We start from the raw sequence: 18,504 nt of genomic DNA, 5'->3' as shown, positions 1-18,504 counted from the left end.
CGCTTCCCTCAAGCTAGTGCAGCCAAGGCCAACTTCCCACCATCCATCCCCACAATTCTGCCTGAGATCAGGCCGGGCGCGGCTGCAGGCCGGCGAGGCAGCCGATCTCCTCCAGCACCACGTCGAGCCGGCTGCGGTCGTGCAGAAAGGCGTATTTGCTTCGCAGCATCTGGAGCGAGCGCGCATGATATTTCTGCGGCTTCTGGGTCCACACGATGTCGCCGAGCTGGACGCTGAAGCTGTCGCGGCCGTCCTTGATCGCCTGCTCATTGGCGAGCGACCACGGCATGAACAGCGACCCGACCTGCCGCGTCAGGATCGGCATCAAGGTCAGCGACAATTCCGGCCACAGCTCGAACTCGCCTTCCGCGCGCGGCCAAAGCATGCGCTGGATCCAGGCCAGCACATGCGGGGCGCGGCCCTCGATCAGCGCGCCGGCGGTCGGATCGGTCCACAGCTCGTAGAGCTGGCCCCATAGGCCGAAATCGCCATAGGCTGGCCGAGCGCCGAACAGGTAGGGCCTGAGCGCGAGATGGCGCTCCAGGAGATCGAGCATCTCGACGAATCCCTGCTCGATCTGCGGCGCGTTGGCCTCGTTGGAGCCGACATAGGAGAGGCGAGCGACCATGCGCGCGCGGATCTTGTCCGACAGCCTCGCGACATCGGCGTCGGCGGCCTTCGGCGCCACCATGCGGGCGATGCGCCCGGCCGAGGCGCGCTGATCGAGCTCGCCGGCCCAGCGATAATGGAACATCCATTTGTTGCCCCACTCGTCGCCGAACTCCTCGATCAGGGCTGAGATGAAGCTCGTCAGCACGTCGCCGGGATGGACCGACGGCTCCGGAAAATCGAGCTCCAGCGCATCGATGATCGGCGTCGAATCCTGCATCGGCACCTCGTCGGGCGCGACCACCAGCGGAATGATCGGCAGCTTGGCGTGGCGGGTGAACTCGCCCTCGGTTTCCGCGCTGCGCAATATCCACTGATGCGGAATGCCCTTGTAACGCAGATACGATCGCACCTTGACCGAATAGGGCGACATCTCCGCCCCGAAGATGCGATAAGCCTCCGTCGGCTGATTGGTCATTGCGCGGCTCCCAGAACCTGCGGACGTCAGACGTAGCGTACCCGATCAGATGCAACCTGAAGAGTCCATCAGAGACTTGTCGAAACGAACGAGGGTTTAACGCTCATGCACCAGTTCCTGAAGCGCGACGACGTCATGACCGGCGGGAGGCGGCCGGATGTGCTGGCGCCCGATACCACCGGGCTCAACTTCTATCGCGCCGATCCTGCGCTCGCCGACCTCCTGCGCATCCATCTGCCCGACGCGCTGTTCCGCCACCTGGTGCCGCATCTCGACCGGCTCGGCGAGTTGGGAGGCGGCTATCTCGATGAGTGCGCCCGGCTCGCCGACCGCCATGGCCCGGTGCTGCACCAGCGCGACCGTTTCGGCCGCGACGTGCAATGGATCGAATATCACCCCGCCTATCGCGAGCTGGAGCGCGCGGCCTTCGGCGAGTTCGGCATTCACGCGATGTCGATCCGCAAGGGCATTCTCGGCTGGCCGAGCAAATATCCCGTCGCGGCCAAGCACGCCTTCACCTTCCTGTTCAACCAGGCGGAGTTCGGGCTGGGCTGCCCAATCAACGTCACCGACGGCTGCGCCAAGCTGCTGTCGAGCTTCGGCAGCGACGCGCTGAAGGCCAGATATCTCGACGGCCTGACGCAGACGGACATGCGCAAGCTGACGCAGGGCGGCCAGTTCATGACCGAGAAGGAGGGTGGCTCCGACGTCGGCACGTTGACGACGGTCGCTGTGCCCGAGGGCGATCACTGGCGCCTGCATGGCGAGAAGTGGTTCTGCTCGAACGCCGATGCCAAGGTGGTGATGCTGCTGGCGCGGCCGGAAGGCGCCGAGCCCGGCACGCGCGGCGTCGGCCTGTTCCTGATGCCGCGCTTCCTCGACGACGGCACGCAGAACCACTATCGGATCGTGCGCTTGAAGGACAAGCTCGGCACCCGCTCGATGGCGTCGGGCGAGATCAAGCTGGACGGCGCGATCGCCTATGCGGTCGGCCGGCTCGATCGTGGCTTCGTGCAGATGGCCGAGATGGTGAACTCGTCGCGGCTGTCCAACGGCGTCAAGTCGACCGCGCTGATGCGGCGCGCCTGGCACGACGCGATCACGGTGGCCCGCAATCGCGTCGTGTTCGGCAAGCCGATCGTCGACCTGCCGTTAGGACGTCGCCAATTGATGAAGATTTTGCTGCCGACCGAGCAGGCGCTGTCGATGAGCTTCCTCACGGCCGATGCTTTGGACCGCGCCGAAACCGGCAGCCAGGATGCCGCCGCGCTGTTGCGCATCTTGACGCCGACCTTGAAATTCCGCGCCACCCGTGACGCCCGCAAGGTCTGCGGCGATGCGATGGAGATGCGCGGCGGCATCGGCTATGTCGAGGAGTTCGCCACCTCCAGGCTGCTGCGCGATGCGCATCTCGGCTCGATCTGGGAAGGCACCGGCAACATCGTCGCGCTCGATGCGTTGAAGCGTGCAGTCGGCCGCCACGGCGCCGAATCCGCGCTCTCGGCCGATCTGCATGCACGGCTCGATGACAGCGCCGCCGTCCCGCAGTCCTGGCGCGACCAGCTGCGCCGCCTGGTCGATCGCGCGGTCGGCTTCGCGCGCGAGGTCGCGTCGCGCGCCGACAATGAAGCCGAGGCCCGCCGTGCCACCAGTTTGCTGTATCACACGGCGAGCGCGGTTTCGCTCACCTGGGAGAGCGCGCGCATTCACGCCATGCGAGACGACGCACGGCGCCTGTTGCTGGCCAAGCTCGTCGTCGATCATCGCTTGACGCCCTCTGATCCGTTCCGGCTCGCAGAAAACAGGACAGATGATGCGATCGCAACGTTGCTGCTCGGCGAGCGCGACGCGACGATGGCGGAGGTTGGCGAACTGATTAGGGCAGCGTAGGCTGTAGCTCGAAGAGCGAAGGCGAATGCGGGGAGAGGTCGGCTCTCATCGCCAGATGCGATCCGGGTGAGGGGGGACAGGTCTCACCACTTCGCACCGTTCGTGCGGCTGCCCCTCACCCCAACGCTCTCAGCGCGAGCGAAGCTCGTCGCGGCCCCGTGAAGGACGGGGAGAGGGAGCGCAGCAAGTGCGTCGAAACAGATGAATGTCAAAAAGAAAACAACGAGGGAGAACACCAAATGAAAGCCGCCGTGCTGATGGAGGTCAACAAGCCGCTCGTCATCGAGGACATCAGCGTGCCCAAGTCGGGGCCGCGCGAGTTGCTGATCCGCACGGGCGTAGCATCTGGAGGACTGGATCTCCGCCAAGCTGAAGCTGTCGGAGATCAACGAGGGCTTTGTCAACATGAAGGCGGGCAAGACGCTGCGCAGCGTCATCATGTTCGATGCGTGATATGGCAATCTTTCGCCCCGCACACGGCTGTCGTCCCGGCCTTGAGCCTGGACGACGGCGGTGGGTGACGGGTTCGCCTGTGCCTCTCAAGGGCCGAACTAATCCGCAAACAGCGGCGGCGGCGTGAAGCCGCCGAATTCGCGCTCGATCAGTTCGGCGAGCTTAAGCGGCGTACGGTCTTCGAGGAAGGGGCCGACGATCTGCGCGCCCACGGGGAGGCCATCGGCGAGCCCGAGCGGGATCTGCGTCGCCGGCAGGCCGGGCAGGGTGGCGATGCCCGGCCAGGCCAACTGATCATTGTAGTCGTGCTCGACGCCATCGATCGTGATGCGCCGCGCCCGCTGATCCGGCGAGTGATCGTGCGGAAACGCCGGCGTCGGCATGATCGGGCAGATCACCGCATCGAAGCTCTCGAACAATGCCCGCCATTGCGCGCGCAGCCCGAAGCGGGCGTTGTTGGCCTGCACCCAGTCGCGATGGCTCAGCGCCATGCCACGCAGGCGTTCGGCGGCGAGCGTCGTCGTCTCCTTCGGCAGGTGCGCGGCGGCTTGGCTCGCTTCGGCATGCACTTGCGGCGGCATGGTCGCGCCGAGGAAGCCGAGCAGCATGCGCATGTAGAGCCGGGTGGTCGTGGCGAAATCCGGCAGCAGCGGGCTTTCGCTGACGACATTGACGCCAGCCTTTCCCAGATCGGCCGAAAGCCGCTCGATCGCGCCGCGCACGGCGCTGTCGGTCGGCAGCAGCGGATCGCTCGCCACCACCAGCACGCGGAAATCCTGCAGGCGCGTGTGCCGCGCCAGCGGCAGCTCCAGCCGATACGCTTTGCCGGCTTCGAGCGGGTCGGGTCCTGCCATCACGTCGAGCAGCAGCGAGAGGTCGGCAGCCGAACGCGCCATCGGGCCGACCACGGCGATGTCGGCCTCGTTCGGCAGCGGCGGAAATGGCGGCGGCGTGTGGCCGCGCGTCGGAACCAGGCCATAGGTCGGCTTGTGCGCGGTGACGCCGCAATGAAACGCCGGCACCCGCAGCGAGCCGCCGAAGTCGGAGCCGAGCGATAGCGAGCCGTAACCCGCAGCCAGCGCCGCCGCCGAGCCGCCGGAGGAGCCGCCCGGCGTGCGGCCGAGGTGATACGGATTATTGGTGGTGCCGTAGATGTCGTTGTAGCTCTGCCAGTCACCGAGCCCGAGCGGCACGTTGGTCTTGCCGAGCACGATGCCGCCGGCCTCCTTCACGCGCGTCACCGTCAGCGCATCCTCGGCCGCGATGAAGCCTTTGTGCTGCGGAAAGCCCCAGGTCGTCGGCAGGCCGGCGACGTTGAAGGATTCCTTCACCGTCAGCGGCAGGCCGAGCAGCGGCCCGCGCTCGCCGCGCGCAAGCCGCTCGTCGGCGTTGCGGGCGGCCTGCAGCGCGCGATCGAAATCGCGCACGCAGATGGCGTTGATCTTGTCGTCATGTCCGGTGATGCGGTCGATCGCGAGCTGTGTGAGCTCGACCGACGAGATCTCGCGGTGTGCCAGAGCCTTCGCCGTCTCGACGGCGGTTGCGAACGTCCATTGCGATGTGGCCAAGGTCCTGCTCCCTGTGTGCGTGCAGGTCCTTTCTACCTGAGGCCGATGGCGGGCGCTTGACCGAAATTGCGCGGTCAGCCCGGCAGCATGCGCTGCATCACGCGGTCGCGATAGACGAAGATGTGGGCGAGCGCAGCGCCCACATGCACGACGATGAGGATCAGCAGCAGCCATTCGGCGGCCTGGTGCAGCCCGTCGATGGCGCGGTTGCCCGCAGGGTTGCGCGCGGCCAGCATCGGCAGATTGAACAAATAGAAGTAGGAGACGCTCCAGCCGCGATAGGAGGCGAACAGCCAGCCGGAGATGGTGGTCGCCAGCACCATGACATAGAGCGCCCAGTGCACAGCCTCCGAGCTCAGCCGCTGCCATGCAGGCAGCGAGCTCTCGGGCGCGACGGGATGGGTGAGACGCCAGACGAAGCGCACCACGATCAGCGCCAGGATGGTGAGGCCGAACGAAATGTGCAGGATCATCGGCGTGCCCGGCGGCGTATTGGCGTGCAGGTCCGGCATCAGCCAGCCGATCGGATATTGAATGGCGAGCAGCGCCACCACCAGCCAGTGCAGGACTTTTGCGGGCGTGCCGTAGTGCAGGCGTGGTGTCATGACGAGCCTTCCATTGTGTTCGGTCTGGCGCAATCAGGTGTCCGGAGTGAAGTTCCGCCCGCCGCGATCGCCGCTACGCCGCGCCTATCAATATCCCCACGCCCAGCACGATGATGCCGCCGAGCACGATCTGGAACACCGCCTGCATGAACGGCGTGTCCATGTAGCGCGCGCGGATATAAGCGATGGCCCACAGCTCGAAGAATACCACGAGGCCTGCGATCGCGGTGGCGATCCAGAATGCATTCGTCCAGGAATCGGGAACGAGATAGGGCATCGTATGGCCGAGGCCGCCGAGCGTCGTCATCGCGCCGCACACCGCGCCGCGCAGCCAGGGCGAGCCGCGGCCGGTCAGCGAGCCGTCGTCGGACAGCGCCTCGGCAAAGCCCATGCTGATGCCGGCGCCGATCGAGGCCGCCATGCCGACCAGGAAGGTCTGGAAGTTCTGATGCGTCGCAAAGGCCGCGGCAAACAATGGCGCGAGCGTCGACACCGAGCCGTCCATCAGGCCGGCGAGGCCGGGCTGGACATATTGCAGCACGAACACGCGCCGCCGCGTCTCGTCCTCCTTGTGGCGCACGTCGGGGCTGAGAATCTCGTCGGTCAGCTTGGCCGCGACCTGCTCATGGCCCTTCTCGGCCAGCGCGAGATCGCCGAGCAGCCGTCGCACGCCGACATCCTTGGCCTGCTCGGCCGCCTTGGCATAGAAGCGCTCGGCCTCGAACTCCATCGTGCCGACCTCCTTGCGGATGGCATCGAGCGACAGGTTCTTGGTCAGCCAGATCGGCCGGCGCTGCATGAAGCCCTTGACGTTCTCGCGCCGGATCGGCGGCAGGTTCTTGCCGAAGCGCTCCTCATAGAGCTCGAGCAGCATGTGGCGGTGGCCCTTCTCCTCCTCGGCCATCTGCTCGAACAGTTTCGCCGAATCCGGATACCGCTCCGCGAGGTCCTCGGCGAAGCTCATGTAGATGCGGCCGTCTTCCTCTTCGGCCGAGATCGCGATTGCCAGGATCTCGCGCTCGGTGAGGTCGGCGAAATTCTTCATTCCAAGGTCCCCGGATTTGACGTTCTCAACCTTTGTCAGTTTAGAACGTTTCTAAACGCTATATGGATTTGCCGCAGCGCGGTCAAACTGCCGCCGCGCCGTGGCCGCGAAACATTTCGTGAGGTCGCATTCAGGCCCCAGTCAGGGAACCCCTGGGCAAATTCACCGTTCGCGTTTCCGCTTGGCTACCTAAGGAGTTCCAATGACCAGCGTCAAATACAGGCTGAATGATCCGAGACTGGCTCCGCGGCGCACCAAGATGGACATTCCGGGCTGGGCGGGCGAGCGGCAGCCGCGCGCGAATGGCTCGCACGAGCAGGTCTGGCACTGCGTGCCGTTCTCCGAGGGCGCTCAATACGGCATCGAGCTGTTCTACCCCTATGACTTCGAACTGCGGGTCACCACGCGCGACGGCAAGCTCGAGATGTCCGGTGACTGGGGCGAGCCACCGAGCCCGAGCCTGCAATGGCCGCCGTTCCGCAACTTTGGCGATGCGTTCTTCACCTATCAGATCCTGCTCGATCTCAAGGTGCCCCCGGGCTTTGCGATCCGCACCGAGCCGCATCCGCGCTTCTACACCGATGGTACCGACACGTGCCCGATCGCCGTGCCGGCGCTGATCCGGAATTTCTGGCCGATGCTGTTCTTCTGCGTGTTCAAGGCGCCCGCGGAGGGCCGCACGCACATCTTCCGTCCAGGCGAGCCGTTCGCGCAGGTCATCGTCATTCCCGAAGAAGCGAACTTCACGGTCGAGCCGATGAGCCCCGACGAGGCCGCGGAGCGCGAGCTGCAATCGCGTCGCATCCACGCCAGCCGTCCCGTGCTCGCCAAGGAGACCGAATGGCTGTCGAGCACCGACACGGTATTCGACGGCACCTACCGTCATCTGCATCGTGCTGCCAAGGAGAAGGCGCGCAAGTCCTGACACCCGCGCCAAAGCAAAGCAGGACGACCGTAAATGATCGTCCAAGTTTTTTGCTCACCTCTCTCCGCGTCGTCATGGCCGGGCTTGTCCCGGCCATCCACGTCTTTCCTAGCACGCTGAACGACGTGGATGCCCGGGCCTTCGCCGCGCCGAAGCGGCTTCGGCCGCGCAGGCGGGACAAGCCCGGGCATGACGACGTAACAAGCTGCAGCCTTGCGATGCGGCAGCACCGTATTCAAACGTGTCCTCAAACGAAAGGGCACCGACCTCGCGGTCGGCGCCCTCACGGCTTTCACCTCACGACGATCAATAGCGATCGTAATACCAGTGGTGATGGTGATGATGGTGGTGATGATAGTACCGGCGCGGCACGACATAGACTCGGGGGCCGTAGCCGTACCCATAGCCAGGGCCGTAGCCATAGCCGCGCCAATAGCCATGGTGATGGTGGTGATGATGATGGTGGTGATGGTACCATTGCGCCAGCTGCACCTTCGGCTCGGCCGCCGGCGCCTGCTCGTCGAGCGCCTGCAGCACCGCGGCGGCGTTCGGGATCGGCTCGAGCAGATCGGCGTAGGAATTGGCCTTCAGCACATCGGTCGGGGCCGGAGCCGCTGACGCCTGCGCCGAGCCGAGCGCGCCGACAGCGGCGACCGCGCCAAGCAAGCCTGCGATCTTCTTATCCATAAATCTTTCTCCTGATGCGCATCGCCCGGATGCCAAAACGTCGCAGCCCGAATTTTCGTTCCTCGATTCGCCTGATTAGGTCGCAACGGCGTCCGAAATCAGGCTGTCGATTTGTTCAGGAACGTGAACAGGAGCTCGTTCACTCGCTCATGTTGCTCCTGCTGCACCCAATGCCCGGCACGATCGATCAGCTCGCACAGGATCATGTTGGTGCACACTCGGGACTGCATCGCTTCGATCACGCCGGGCCGTTGGTAGATGCCCCCGTCTTGCAGGCCGGAGATGAATGCAGACGGAACGTCGATGGTGCGATCCGACCATGTCTGCAATTCCGCGTCGAACAGGCCTGATGTGCCGCAGCGATACCATTGCAGGCCGCCCTGGAAGCCGCTTCGTTCATATTCGGCGGCGTAGACCGCGAGCTCGCTGTCGGGCAGCCAGTGATTGGCCGCGATTGTCACCGCGTCCGGCATCACATCGGCGACGGTCTCGGCCATCGTCTTGTCGAGGTCCATCACGTAGTAGGCCGGCAGCTTGGCGAGCTCGCTTGCGGTCCACGCCTGCAATGGCGTCGGCGTGTTGCCCGGCCAGTCGGCGCTCTTGTGGTGATAGTAGGCGCGCAGGAAGTGATGCAGGCCTTGTGGCGCGCGACGCATGTCCGCGTTGGCCTCTCGCGTCGAGTAGTACCATTGATAGTGCTTGCGTGGCCGCGGCAGCGCGGCGAGATCGCGATGCACGGGATCATCGGGTAGCACGAGAGGATGGTCGGCGATGTCGAACGGAGCCGCCGGTGGACCCGGGAACGGCGCGCTCATCATCACGACCGATCGAAACACGTCGGGCCGGATGATGGCGCACCACGCCGCGACCGGGCTGCCGAAATCGTGGCCGACGACAGCAGTGACATGGCGGTGGCCGAACGCATAGACGACGCCGAGCGCATCGCGCACCAAATTGGTGAAGCGGAACGGTGCGAGGTCGCCGTCATAGTCGGCTCTCCATCCGGTGGTGCGGCCATAGCCGCGCTGATCGGGCGCCAGCACGTGATAGCCCGCCGCCGCCAGCGCCGGCATCACCTTGCGCCAGCTATAGGCGAGCTCCGGGAAGCCGTGCAGCAGCAGCACGCAGGGGCGGTCGGGCGTTTCGAACCCGGCTTCGAGCACATGCATGCGCAGGCCGTTGATGCCGTCGACATAGCGTGAGCGGATGGAGGGCGGGAGGGGGAGAGCGGGAAGAGCTGGAAGTGGGGAGGAGGAGGTCATCGCGGCCCTCATCGGTGTCGTCCCGGCCTTGAGCCGGGACCCATAACCAGAGAACGGTGTGGTGAGGCTTGCTGGCAGCTCCAGCCTTCGCAAAACAGAAGACGGTGGCTATGGGTCCCGGCTCGAGGCCGGGACGACACCGTGGGCGGAGCTACGCCGCGCCCTTTTTCGGCCAATAGCGCTCGCGCAGGTGCCGCTTCACCAGCTTGCCGGTCGGTGTGCGCGGCAGCTCCGGCTCGAAGTCGATCGAGCGCGGGCATTTGATCGGCGACAAATGCTGCCGGCAGAACAGCATCAGCTGCTCCTCGAGCGCCTTGCCGGCGCGCGACATGTCGTGCGGCTGCACGACAGCCTTGACCTCCTCGCCCATCTCCTCGTTCGGCACGCCGAACACGGCGACGTCGGCGACATCAGGATGCGTGATCAGCACGTCCTCGGTCTCCTGCGGATAGATGTTCACGCCGCCGGAGATGATCATGTAGGACTTGCGGTCGGTGAGATAGAGGAAGCCGTCGGCGTCGAGATAGCCGACATCGCCGAGCGTCGACCAGCCCTTGGCGTTGTAGGCCCGCTTCGTCTTCTCCGGATCGTTATGGTAGGAGAAAACAGGCGCATCGGCGAAATAGACCGTCCCGATCTCGCCGGTCGGCATCTCCTGATCGTCCTCGCCGAGGATCTTGATCTTGCCGACGACGGCGCGGCCGACGCTGCCGCGATGCTCCAGCCATTGCTTGGAGGTGCAGACGGTGACGCCGTTGCCTTCGGAGCCGGCGTAGTACTCGATCAGGATTGGCCCCCACCACTCGATCATCCTGGCCTTGACGTCGACGGGGCAGGGGGCGGCGGCGTGGATCGCGCCCTTCAAGGTCGAGACGTCGTAGCGCTTGCGCACATCCTCCGGCAGCTTCAGCATGCGCACGAACATCGTCGGCACCAGCTGCGACTGCGTGACCTTGTATTTTTCGACGAGTCGCAGGAAATCCTCAGCGTCGAAGTGCTCCATGATGATCGACGTGCCGCCGAGCACGATGGCCATCATGTTGAAGCGCAAGGGAGCTGCATGATACAGCGGCGCCGGTGACAGATAGATGCTCTCGGCATTCATGCCGCACATGTCGGCGCAGAGCACGCGCAGGAAGGGGTTGGGCTGGTCGATCGGATTGCCTTCAAAGTCCTTCTTGATGCCCTTCGGCCGTCCGGTGGTGCCCGACGAATACAGCATGTCGTAGCCGGCGACCTGGTCGGCGATCGGCGTCGTCGGCTGCGCGCCGGCCTCCTTGTCCCAGGAGCGAAAACCCGGCTCGGGCTCGTCGACCATGAAGAACAGCGGGCCGTCCGCCGTCACGAGATCGCGGACCTGCTCGGCGCATTTCGGCGAGGTGATGAAGACCTTGGCGCCGCAATCCTTGATGATGTAGGCGATCTCGTCCTTGGTGAGATAGCGGCTGATCGCCGTGTAGTAGAGGCCGGAGCGCTGCGCGGCCCAGGCGATCTCCATGAAGGCGAGCCGGTTCTCCATCAGGAAGGCGATGTGGTCGCCGGCTTTCAGCCCCAGCGCACGAAACAGCTGGGCGCCTTGATTGGAAAGCTCGTCGAGCTCGCGATAAGTGATGGCCTTGCCGGTCCCCGCCATCTGATAGGCGATCTTGTCGGGATGGCTCTGGGCGTAAATGGACGGGTGGGTCATGATGGGCTCACCGCTAAATCAGGAAAAAGCTGTCGTCCCGGCCTCGAGCCGGGACCCATAACCACAGGGGCCTGTGGTGAGAGCGAGCTGTGGCTCCAGCTCGCTCAATATTCCAATTCGGTGGCTATGGGTCCCGGCTCGAGGCCGGGAGGACACCCGTGGTGGTACGAGAGTTACAGCCGCTCGACGATGGTCACATTTGCCATGCCGCCACCTTCGCACATGGTCTGCAGGCCGTAGCGCTTGTTGCGCTGCTTCAGCGCGTGGAGCAAAGTCGTCATCAGCTTGGTGCCGGAGCCGCCGAGCGGATGGCCGAGCGCGATCGCGCCGCCATTGACGTTGAGGCGGCTCGGATCGGCGCCGGTGGTCTTCAGCCAGGCTGTCGGCACCGAGGCGAAGGCCTCGTTGACCTCGTAGAGGTCGATGTCGTCGATCGACATGCCGGCCTTCTGCAGCGCGCGTTGCGTCGCCGGCAGCGGCGCTTCCAGCATGATCACGGGATCGCCGCCCATCATGGTCATGTGATGCACGCGCGCCAGCGGCTTGACACCGAGCGACTTCAGGCCGCGCTCGTTGACGACCATCACGCCCGAGGCGCCGTCGCAGATCTGGCTGGCGGAGGCCGCGGTGAGCTTGCCGTTCTCGGCGATCAGCTTGACGCCCTTGATGCCGTCGAGGCTGACGTCGAAGCGGATGCCCTCGTCGATGTGATGCGTGTCGGTCGAACCATCCGCGCGGGTGATCTGCAGCGGGATGATCTCGTCCTTGAAGTGCCCTGCTTGCGTCGCCGCGATCGCGCGCTGGTGGCTCTGATAGGCGTATTCGTCGAGCTCGTCCTTGGAGAGACCGTACTTCTCCGCCATCATCTCCGCGCCGGTGAACTGGCTGAACTGGATGTCCGGATAACGGCTCTCCATGCTCGGGCTCTTGTAGTGCCCGAAGCCGTTCTTGGCCGGCAAGGTCGAGGACAGGCCCATCGGCACGCGGGTCATCGACTCCACGCCCGCGGCGATCACGACGTCCATCGCGCCCGACATCACCGCCTGGGCGGCGAAATGCAGCGCCTGCTGCGACGAGCCGCACTGGCGGTCGATCGAGGTGCCCGGGACGCTCTCCGGCAGCTTCGAGGCCAGCACCGCGTTGCGGGCGATGTTGGTGGACTGCTCGCCGGTCTGCATGACGCAGCCCATGATCACGTCCTCGACCTGGTCCGGCGCGGCGCCGGAGCGCTCGACCAGCGCGTCCAGCACCTTCGCCGCCAGATCAGCCGGATGCCAGCCGGCCAGACGGCCGCCCTTGCGGCCGCCGGCCGTGCGTGCAGCCGCGACGATATAGGCTTCCGCCATGAGGTTTCCTCCCTAGACTTGGTTCGTTATTGGCGCCGATTTAAATGCGCGATTGAGCTTTAGTCAATCGATCAATTAACTCTTGAGATCGAGTCCTGCTTCGGCTTATCTGGGCCCAACAATCAGGTGGGAAACGTCCAAGGTGGGCACCGTTTTGGGACCTCAGCTGCAGAGCAGCGCGCCGGAAAAGCTTGCCGTGGGGCGGAATGCCACCGCGGAAAAGCTGCTGGACGCCGCCAGCGAGCTGATGATCCAGCGGTCCTCGATCGAGATCTCGCTCAGCGACATCGCCCAGAAGTCCGGCTCGAATGCCGCGCTGGTCAAATACCATTTCGGCAACAAGGACGGCCTGCTGCTGGCGCTGCTCGCGCGCGACGCCGCCACCGAGGTCGCCAATCTCGAATATCTCTTGGCGCAGCCGCTGCCGCCGACGGCCAAGCTGAAGCTGCACATCAGCGGCATCATCCGCGCCTATCACCGGTTTCCCTACATGAACCGGCTGATCCATTATCTCCTGCACGAGAGCAGCGCCGAGGCCGCCGACGAGGTGTCGAAGTTCTTCGTCGCGCCGCTCCTGGAATTCCATCGCCGGCTGATCGAGGAGGGCATCGCCAAGGGCGAATTCCGCGCCGTCGATCCCGTGCTGTTCTACACCAGCCTGATCGGCGCCTGCGATCACCTGTTCTTCGGCCGCCACGCCATGTCGCGCGCGATCGGCGTCGGCCCGGTGACCGACGAAGTCTGCCGCCAGTACATCGCCCACATGGAGGCGCTGATCTGCGGCGGGATATTGAAGCGGGCGAATGGCGAATAGGGAGTAGCGAATAGGGCCTCTTTCTATTCGCTACTCCCCATTCGCTATTCGCCAATAAAAACCAGGGAGGAAACTTAACCATGCAGTTGAACAACGTTGCCGTTCTCATCACCGGCGGTGGCTCGGGTCTCGGCGCCGCCACGGCGCGCGCGATGGCGGCCAAGGGCGCCAAGATCGCGGTGCTCGATCAGAGCCTCGAGAATGCCGAGAAGGTCGCCGCCGAGCTCAACGGCGTTGCCCTGCATGCCGACGTCACCAATGAAGAGCAGGTCAAGGCCGGCATCGCCAAGGCCGAGGCCGCGCATGGCATTGCCCGCGTGCTGGTGAACTGCGCCGGCATCGGCGGCTCGCAGCGTATCGTCGGCAAGGACGGCGTCTATCCGCTGGCGAAGTTCGCGCGCATCATCAACGTCAACCTGATCGGCACCTTCAACGTGCTGCGGCTGTTCGCCGAGCGCCTGGTCACCGCCGAGCCGATCGGCGAGGAGCGCGGCGTCGCGATCAACACCGCCAGCGTCGCGGCCTATGAAGGCCAGATCGGCCAGATCGCCTATTCGGCGTCGAAGGGCGGCGTCGTCGGCCTCACCTTGCCGGCCGCGCGCGATCTCGCCAGCCAGAAGATCCGCGTCAACACCATCGCGCCCGGCCTGTTCCTGACGCCGCTGCTGATGGGATTGAACGAAGAGGCCCGCAAGAGCCTCGGCGCCCAGGTGCCGCATCCCGCCCGCCTCGGCGACGCCTCGGAATACGGCAACCTCGCCGTCCACATCGTCGAGAACCCGATGCTCAACGGCGAAACCATCCGCCTCGACGGCGCCATCCGCATGGCCCCGCGCTGACGGCACACTCCGCTGTCGTCCCGGCCTTGAGCCGGGACCCATACTCCGCGGCGTCTGCGAGAGGCGCACTCTGGCAGACGCCGCGCTCTAACCAATCAAGCCGGTGGCTATGGATCCCGGCGTTCGCCGGGATGACGGTGAGGAAAGAGCGCGCCATGTCCCAACCGCTGCTGATCGAGCATGACAACGGCGTCGACCGGGTGACGCTCAATCGCCCGGAGAGCCTGAATGCGCTCGACCCGGCGCTGATCGACGCGCTCAACACCTATTTCGAAAGCCTGCAGCGCAATCGCACGACGCGCGTCGTCGTGCTCAAGGGCGCCGGCAAGAACTTCTGCGCCGGCCTCGATCTCAAGGCCGCGATGCAGCGTCGTGGCGGTGTCAACGAGCCGCCCAGCGTCACCGAGTCCCTGGACTCGCAGCGCCGCATTGCCGACATCGTGATGCTGATGCGGCGCTGTCCGCAGCCGATCATCGCGCTGGTGCAGGGCGCGGCGGCCGGCGGCGGCTTCGCGCTGGCGCTCGCGGCCGATATCCGCATCGCGACGCGTTCGGCACGGATGAACTGCGCCTTCATCAAGCTAGGTCTCGGCGGCTGCGACATCGGCACCAGCTACTTTTTGCCGCGCCTCGTCGGCGTCTCCGTCGCCTCCGAACTGATCCTCACCGGACGCTTCATCGGCGCCGAACGCGCGCTGATGGTCGGACTGGTGTCGGAGATTGTTGAAGAGGACATGCTGGAGAGCGCGGCTGCTCCCTTCATCGATGCGATGATGACAGCCTCGCCGGTCGGACTTCGGCTGTCGAAGGAATGCCTCAACATGAGCGTCGATGCGTCGTCGATCGAGGCCGTCATCGCGATGGAGGATCGCAATCAGGTGCTGTGCAGCCGCTCAGAAGATTTCAAGGAAGGCATTGAAGCCTTCCTCCAGAAGCGCAAGCCGGTCTATACCAACCGCTAGATATCAAGATCCGCAAAGGACGATATTTCGGGAGACGCAAAATGGACGGGACGGCAGCGAAGGTGTTGGAGAAGCCGGCATTCCGCAAGGTCAACTGGCTGGCGCGCGACATCGACGTGGACCGTCGTGCCGATGGCGCTATCATCATCAAGTCGCGCATTCCGCTGCAGGCCTATGAGCCGCATCTCGCCGCGCCGCTCGCCCGTTGGGCCAAGGAGGCGCCGGCCCGAACCTGGCTCGCGCAGCGCACCGGCCCCCATCGACAATGGCGCAGGCTGTCCTATGCGGAGGCCAAGCGCACCGTCGACGGGCTGACGCAGGGCCTGCTCAACCTGAAGCTCGACGGCCGCCCGGTCGCGATCCTCTCGGGTAATTCGATCGAGCATGCGCTGATGACGTTCGCCGCGATGCAGGCCCGCTCCCCGGCGGCGCCGGTATCGCCGGCCTATTCGCTGATGAGCCACGATCACCTCAAGCTGAAATATCTGTTCGGCCTGGTGAAGCCCGGCGTCGTCATGGTGCAGGACGGGCCGACCTTCGAGAAGGCGCTGAGGGCGATCGATCTCGACGGCGTCACCGTCGTTCACGTCGCGCGTCCCTGCGAGGGCATTCCGAGCGTCAGCTTCGCCGATCTCGCTGCGACGCCCGCGACCCACGACGTTGATGCCTCGATCGCGCAGATCACGCCCGACACCGTGGGCAAGCTGCTGTTCACCTCCGGCTCCACCGGCATGCCCAAGGCGGTGATCAACACCCAGCGCATGATGTGCGCCAACGCGGCGATGATGATGCAGACGCGTCCGCGTGCGCCCGATGCGCCGGTCTCCACGGTGCTGGACTGGATGCCGTGGAATCACACCATGGGCGGCAATGCGGCGTTCAATCCGCTGCTGATCGATGGCGGCACGCTGTATATCGACGACGGCCGGCCGATGCCCGGGATGTTCGATGAGACGATCAAGAACCTCCGCGAGGTGTCGCCGACCTACTATGCCAACGTTCCCGCAGGTTACGCCGCGCTCGCCGCAGCGATGGAAAAGGATGACGCGCTGTGCCGCTCCTTCTTCAAGGACCTGGGCATCATGGCTTATGGCGGCGCGCGGCTGCCGGACGATCTTTACGAGCGCATGCAGGCGCTGGCGGTGAAGACCACCGGCGAGCGCATCGTGTTCTACACCGGCTGGGGCTCGACCGAGACCGCGCCGACCTCGACCGGCACCTATTGGAACACCGAGCGCGTCGGCCTGATCGGCCTGCCATTCCCTGGCGTCGAGCTGAAGATGGTGCCGACCGGCGACAAATACGAGCTGCGGCTGCGCGGCATCAACGTCATGCCCGGCTATTTCGGCCAGCCCGAGCTGACCAAGAAAGCGTTCGACGAGGAGGGCTTCTACTGCATCGGCGATGCCGGCGTGTTCGTCGATCCCAACGATCCCGTACAGGGCATCATTTTCGCCGGCCGCGTCGTCGAGGATTTCAAGCTGACGACCGGCACCTTCGTGCATGTCGGCTCGCTGCGCACCGATGCGATCGCGGCGGCAACGCCGGCGATCCATGATGCGCTGGTGGCGGGGCAGGACCGCGAATACATCGGCCTGCTGGCATGGCCGAACCTTCACGCCTGCCGTCAACTGGTCGGCAACCCCGAAGCGACGTTCGAGGATGTGGTGAAGCATCCCGCAGTGATCGATTGCGTCCGTCGCGGCCTCCAGGCGCACAACAAGGAGTGCGAAGGCGCCAGCAGCCGGCGCATCGGTCGCGCCATGCTGATGGCCGAGCCGCCGTCGATCGACGGCCACGAGCTGACCGACAAGGGCTACATCAACCAGCGCGCCGGCCTCGAGCGCCGCGCCGCGCTGGTCGAGCGGCTCTATGCCGCCACGCCCGACAGCGACGTGATCGTGCTGTGATGAGCCCCTCTCTTTCCATTCGTCATTCCGGGATGCGTGCGAAGCACGCAGGCCCGGAATCCATAACCACGATCGTGCGTATGGATTCCGGGCTCGCGCTCCGCGCGCCCCGGAATGACGGCAAGTATTGATCCGACTTCCAAGGCGAGTGACATCCATGAACTTCGATTTCTCCGACGATCAGAAACAGCTGCGGGACCAGGCGCGGAAATTCCTCGCCGAGAAGTGCCCGCCGAAAGCCGTGCGCGTCGTGCTCGACGGCAAGGAGGCCTATGACCGCGCGCTGTGGAAGGGCTTTGCCGAGATGGGCTTCCTCGGCGTCGCGATCCCCGAGGAATATGGCGGCGCGGGCGCCGGCCATCTCGAACTCTGCGTGATCGCAGAAGAGGTCGGCCGCGCGCTGGCGCCGGTGCCGTTCTCGTCGACGGTGTATCTCGCCGCAGAAGCGCTGATGCTCGCCGGCAGCGATGCGCAGAAGCAGGCCTGGCTGCCGAAGATCGCGAGCGGCGAAACGATCGGTACGCTCGCTTTGTTCGAGGGCACGGGCAATCCGTCGCCGAAGGCGATCAAGCTCGAAGCTAGCAACGGCGTGCTCAACGGCACCAAGAAGCCGGTGGCCGACGGCGCCATCGCCGATCTCATCATCGTCGCCGCGCGCACGGCCTCGACCGGCCGCGACAGCGATATCTCGCTGTTCCTGGTCGACGCCAAGGCCGGCGGTGTCGAGGCCAAGGCGCTGACCAATCTCGATCCGACCCGCGGCCAGGCCGAGCTCACCTTCACGAACTGCAAGGCTGAGCCGCTCGGCGCCGCCGGCGACGGCTGGAGTATCATCAGCCAGGTGCTCGACCGCGCCGCGGTGCTGACGGCGTTCGAGCAGGTCGGCGGCTCCGATCGCGCGCTGGAGATGGGCCGCGACTACGCGCTCGACCGTATCGCCTTCGGCCGGCCGATCGGCTCGTTCCAGGCGGTGAAGCATATGCTGGCCGACATGTATGTCTCGGCGACCTTGGCGCGCTCGAACGCGTACTACGGCGCCTGGGCGCTCTCGACCAATGCGCCGGAACTGCCGGAGGCGGCGGCCTCGGCGCGCATCAGCGCGACGCAGGCCTATCAGCATTGCGGCAAGAACAACATCCAGGTCCATGGCGGCATGGGCTTCACCTGGGAGTTTGACTGCCACATGTACTACCGCCGCGCCAACGCGCTCGCGCTCGGCCTCGGCAGCCTGTCCTATTGGGAGGATCAGCTGATCGACCGCATGCGCAAGCGCAACGCGGCGTGAGGTTCGATGAATTCGTAGGGTGGGCAAAGCGACTTGTCCGACGTAGCCCGAAGGGCGAAGGCGGAAGCGTGCCCACCATTGGAGCCGCGTATTGGAATTGGTGGGCACGGCGCGTCGCGCCTTTACCCACCCTACGAGA

The 18,504-nt window shown here is 65.2% G+C and carries 16 protein-coding genes; 8 read left to right on the top strand and 8 right to left on the bottom strand.

Translation table 11 applies throughout. The features are described 5' to 3' along the window. Window positions 1-67 precede the first annotated feature (67 nt). The gene (locus ACVILH_RS04255) at window positions 68-1,087 is read right to left on the bottom strand and encodes a glutathione S-transferase family protein (protein WP_456711767.1); all 1,020 of its coding nucleotides are present in this window, start codon (window positions 1,085-1,087) and stop codon (window positions 68-70) included. 105 nt (window positions 1,088-1,192) lie between these two features. Here ACVILH_RS04255 and ACVILH_RS04250 point away from each other — a divergent pair, with 105 nt between their 5' ends. Beyond that, window positions 1,193-2,977, top strand: coding sequence for an acyl-CoA dehydrogenase family protein (locus tag ACVILH_RS04250; RefSeq protein WP_456711766.1), 1,785 nt, complete (start codon window positions 1,193-1,195; stop codon window positions 2,975-2,977). A 239-nt stretch (window positions 2,978-3,216) separates the two neighbouring features. Further along, window positions 3,217-3,498 carry a hypothetical protein gene (locus ACVILH_RS04245; RefSeq protein ID WP_456711765.1) on the top strand — a complete coding sequence of 94 codons (282 nt, stop codon included), beginning with the start codon at window positions 3,217-3,219 and terminating at the stop codon, window positions 3,496-3,498. Window positions 3,499-3,528: 30 nt separating this feature from the next. Here ACVILH_RS04245 and ACVILH_RS04240 read toward each other — a convergent pair whose 3' ends face one another. The 3 genes from ACVILH_RS04240 to mbfA all read right to left on the bottom strand — a co-directional run bounded on the left by ACVILH_RS04240 (window position 3,529) and on the right by mbfA (window position 6,648). Beyond that, window positions 3,529-4,998 carry an amidase gene (locus ACVILH_RS04240; protein WP_456711764.1) on the bottom strand — a complete coding sequence of 490 codons (1,470 nt, stop codon included), beginning with the start codon at window positions 4,996-4,998 and terminating at the stop codon, window positions 3,529-3,531. A 74-nt stretch (window positions 4,999-5,072) separates the two neighbouring features. After that, entirely contained in the window at window positions 5,073-5,603 is a 531-nt protein-coding gene (locus tag ACVILH_RS04235; RefSeq protein ID WP_456711763.1) for a cytochrome b, read from the bottom strand. A 73-nt stretch (window positions 5,604-5,676) separates the two neighbouring features. Continuing rightward, window positions 5,677-6,648 (bottom strand): iron exporter MbfA, encoded by a 972-nt coding sequence (gene mbfA, locus ACVILH_RS04230; RefSeq protein ID WP_456711762.1) that lies wholly within the window; start codon window positions 6,646-6,648, stop codon window positions 5,677-5,679. Window positions 6,649-6,850: 202 nt separating this feature from the next. Here mbfA and ACVILH_RS04225 point away from each other — a divergent pair, with 202 nt between their 5' ends. Next, on the top strand, window positions 6,851-7,573 hold the full coding sequence (locus ACVILH_RS04225) for a hypothetical protein (protein ID WP_456711761.1): 723 nt from the start codon (window positions 6,851-6,853) through the stop codon (window positions 7,571-7,573). Window positions 7,574-7,879: 306 nt separating this feature from the next. Here ACVILH_RS04225 and ACVILH_RS04220 read toward each other — a convergent pair whose 3' ends face one another. From ACVILH_RS04220 to ACVILH_RS04205, 4 genes are all read right to left on the bottom strand, one after another. Further along, complete coding sequence (locus ACVILH_RS04220) at window positions 7,880-8,260, bottom strand: hypothetical protein (RefSeq protein ID WP_456711760.1); 381 nt, start codon at window positions 8,258-8,260, stop codon at window positions 7,880-7,882. 98 nt (window positions 8,261-8,358) lie between these two features. After that, window positions 8,359-9,429, bottom strand: coding sequence for an alpha/beta fold hydrolase (locus ACVILH_RS04215; protein WP_456716869.1), 1,071 nt, complete (start codon window positions 9,427-9,429; stop codon window positions 8,359-8,361). 244 nt (window positions 9,430-9,673) lie between these two features. Next, the gene (locus ACVILH_RS04210; RefSeq protein WP_456711759.1) at window positions 9,674-11,209 is read right to left on the bottom strand and encodes an acyl-CoA synthetase; all 1,536 of its coding nucleotides are present in this window, start codon (window positions 11,207-11,209) and stop codon (window positions 9,674-9,676) included. 173 nt (window positions 11,210-11,382) lie between these two features. Next, on the bottom strand, window positions 11,383-12,555 hold the full coding sequence (locus tag ACVILH_RS04205; RefSeq protein ID WP_456711758.1) for an acetyl-CoA C-acetyltransferase: 1,173 nt from the start codon (window positions 12,553-12,555) through the stop codon (window positions 11,383-11,385). A gap of 154 nt (window positions 12,556-12,709) precedes the next feature. Here ACVILH_RS04205 and ACVILH_RS04200 point away from each other — a divergent pair, with 154 nt between their 5' ends. From ACVILH_RS04200 to ACVILH_RS04180, 5 genes are all read left to right on the top strand, one after another. Further along, window positions 12,710-13,369, top strand: coding sequence for a TetR family transcriptional regulator (locus tag ACVILH_RS04200; RefSeq protein ID WP_456716868.1), 660 nt, complete (start codon window positions 12,710-12,712; stop codon window positions 13,367-13,369). An 80-nt stretch (window positions 13,370-13,449) separates the two neighbouring features. Beyond that, a complete protein-coding gene (locus tag ACVILH_RS04195) occupies window positions 13,450-14,208 on the top strand; it encodes an SDR family NAD(P)-dependent oxidoreductase (protein WP_456711757.1) in 759 nt (252 codons plus the stop codon). Between the two features lie 155 nt (window positions 14,209-14,363). Further along, entirely contained in the window at window positions 14,364-15,170 is an 807-nt protein-coding gene (locus ACVILH_RS04190; protein WP_456711756.1) for an enoyl-CoA hydratase/isomerase family protein, read from the top strand. A gap of 41 nt (window positions 15,171-15,211) precedes the next feature. Beyond that, a complete protein-coding gene (locus tag ACVILH_RS04185) occupies window positions 15,212-17,080 on the top strand; it encodes an AMP-binding protein (protein ID WP_456711755.1) in 1,869 nt (622 codons plus the stop codon). 157 nt (window positions 17,081-17,237) lie between these two features. After that, entirely contained in the window at window positions 17,238-18,365 is a 1,128-nt protein-coding gene (locus ACVILH_RS04180) for an acyl-CoA dehydrogenase family protein (protein WP_456711754.1), read from the top strand. Window positions 18,366-18,504: the final 139 nt, after the last annotated feature.

The sequence above is a fragment of the Bradyrhizobium sp. USDA 4353 genome, from assembly GCF_054063215.1.
Note: the sequence above shows the minus strand (reverse complement) of the source record. Positions and strands in the feature narration are given on the sequence as shown.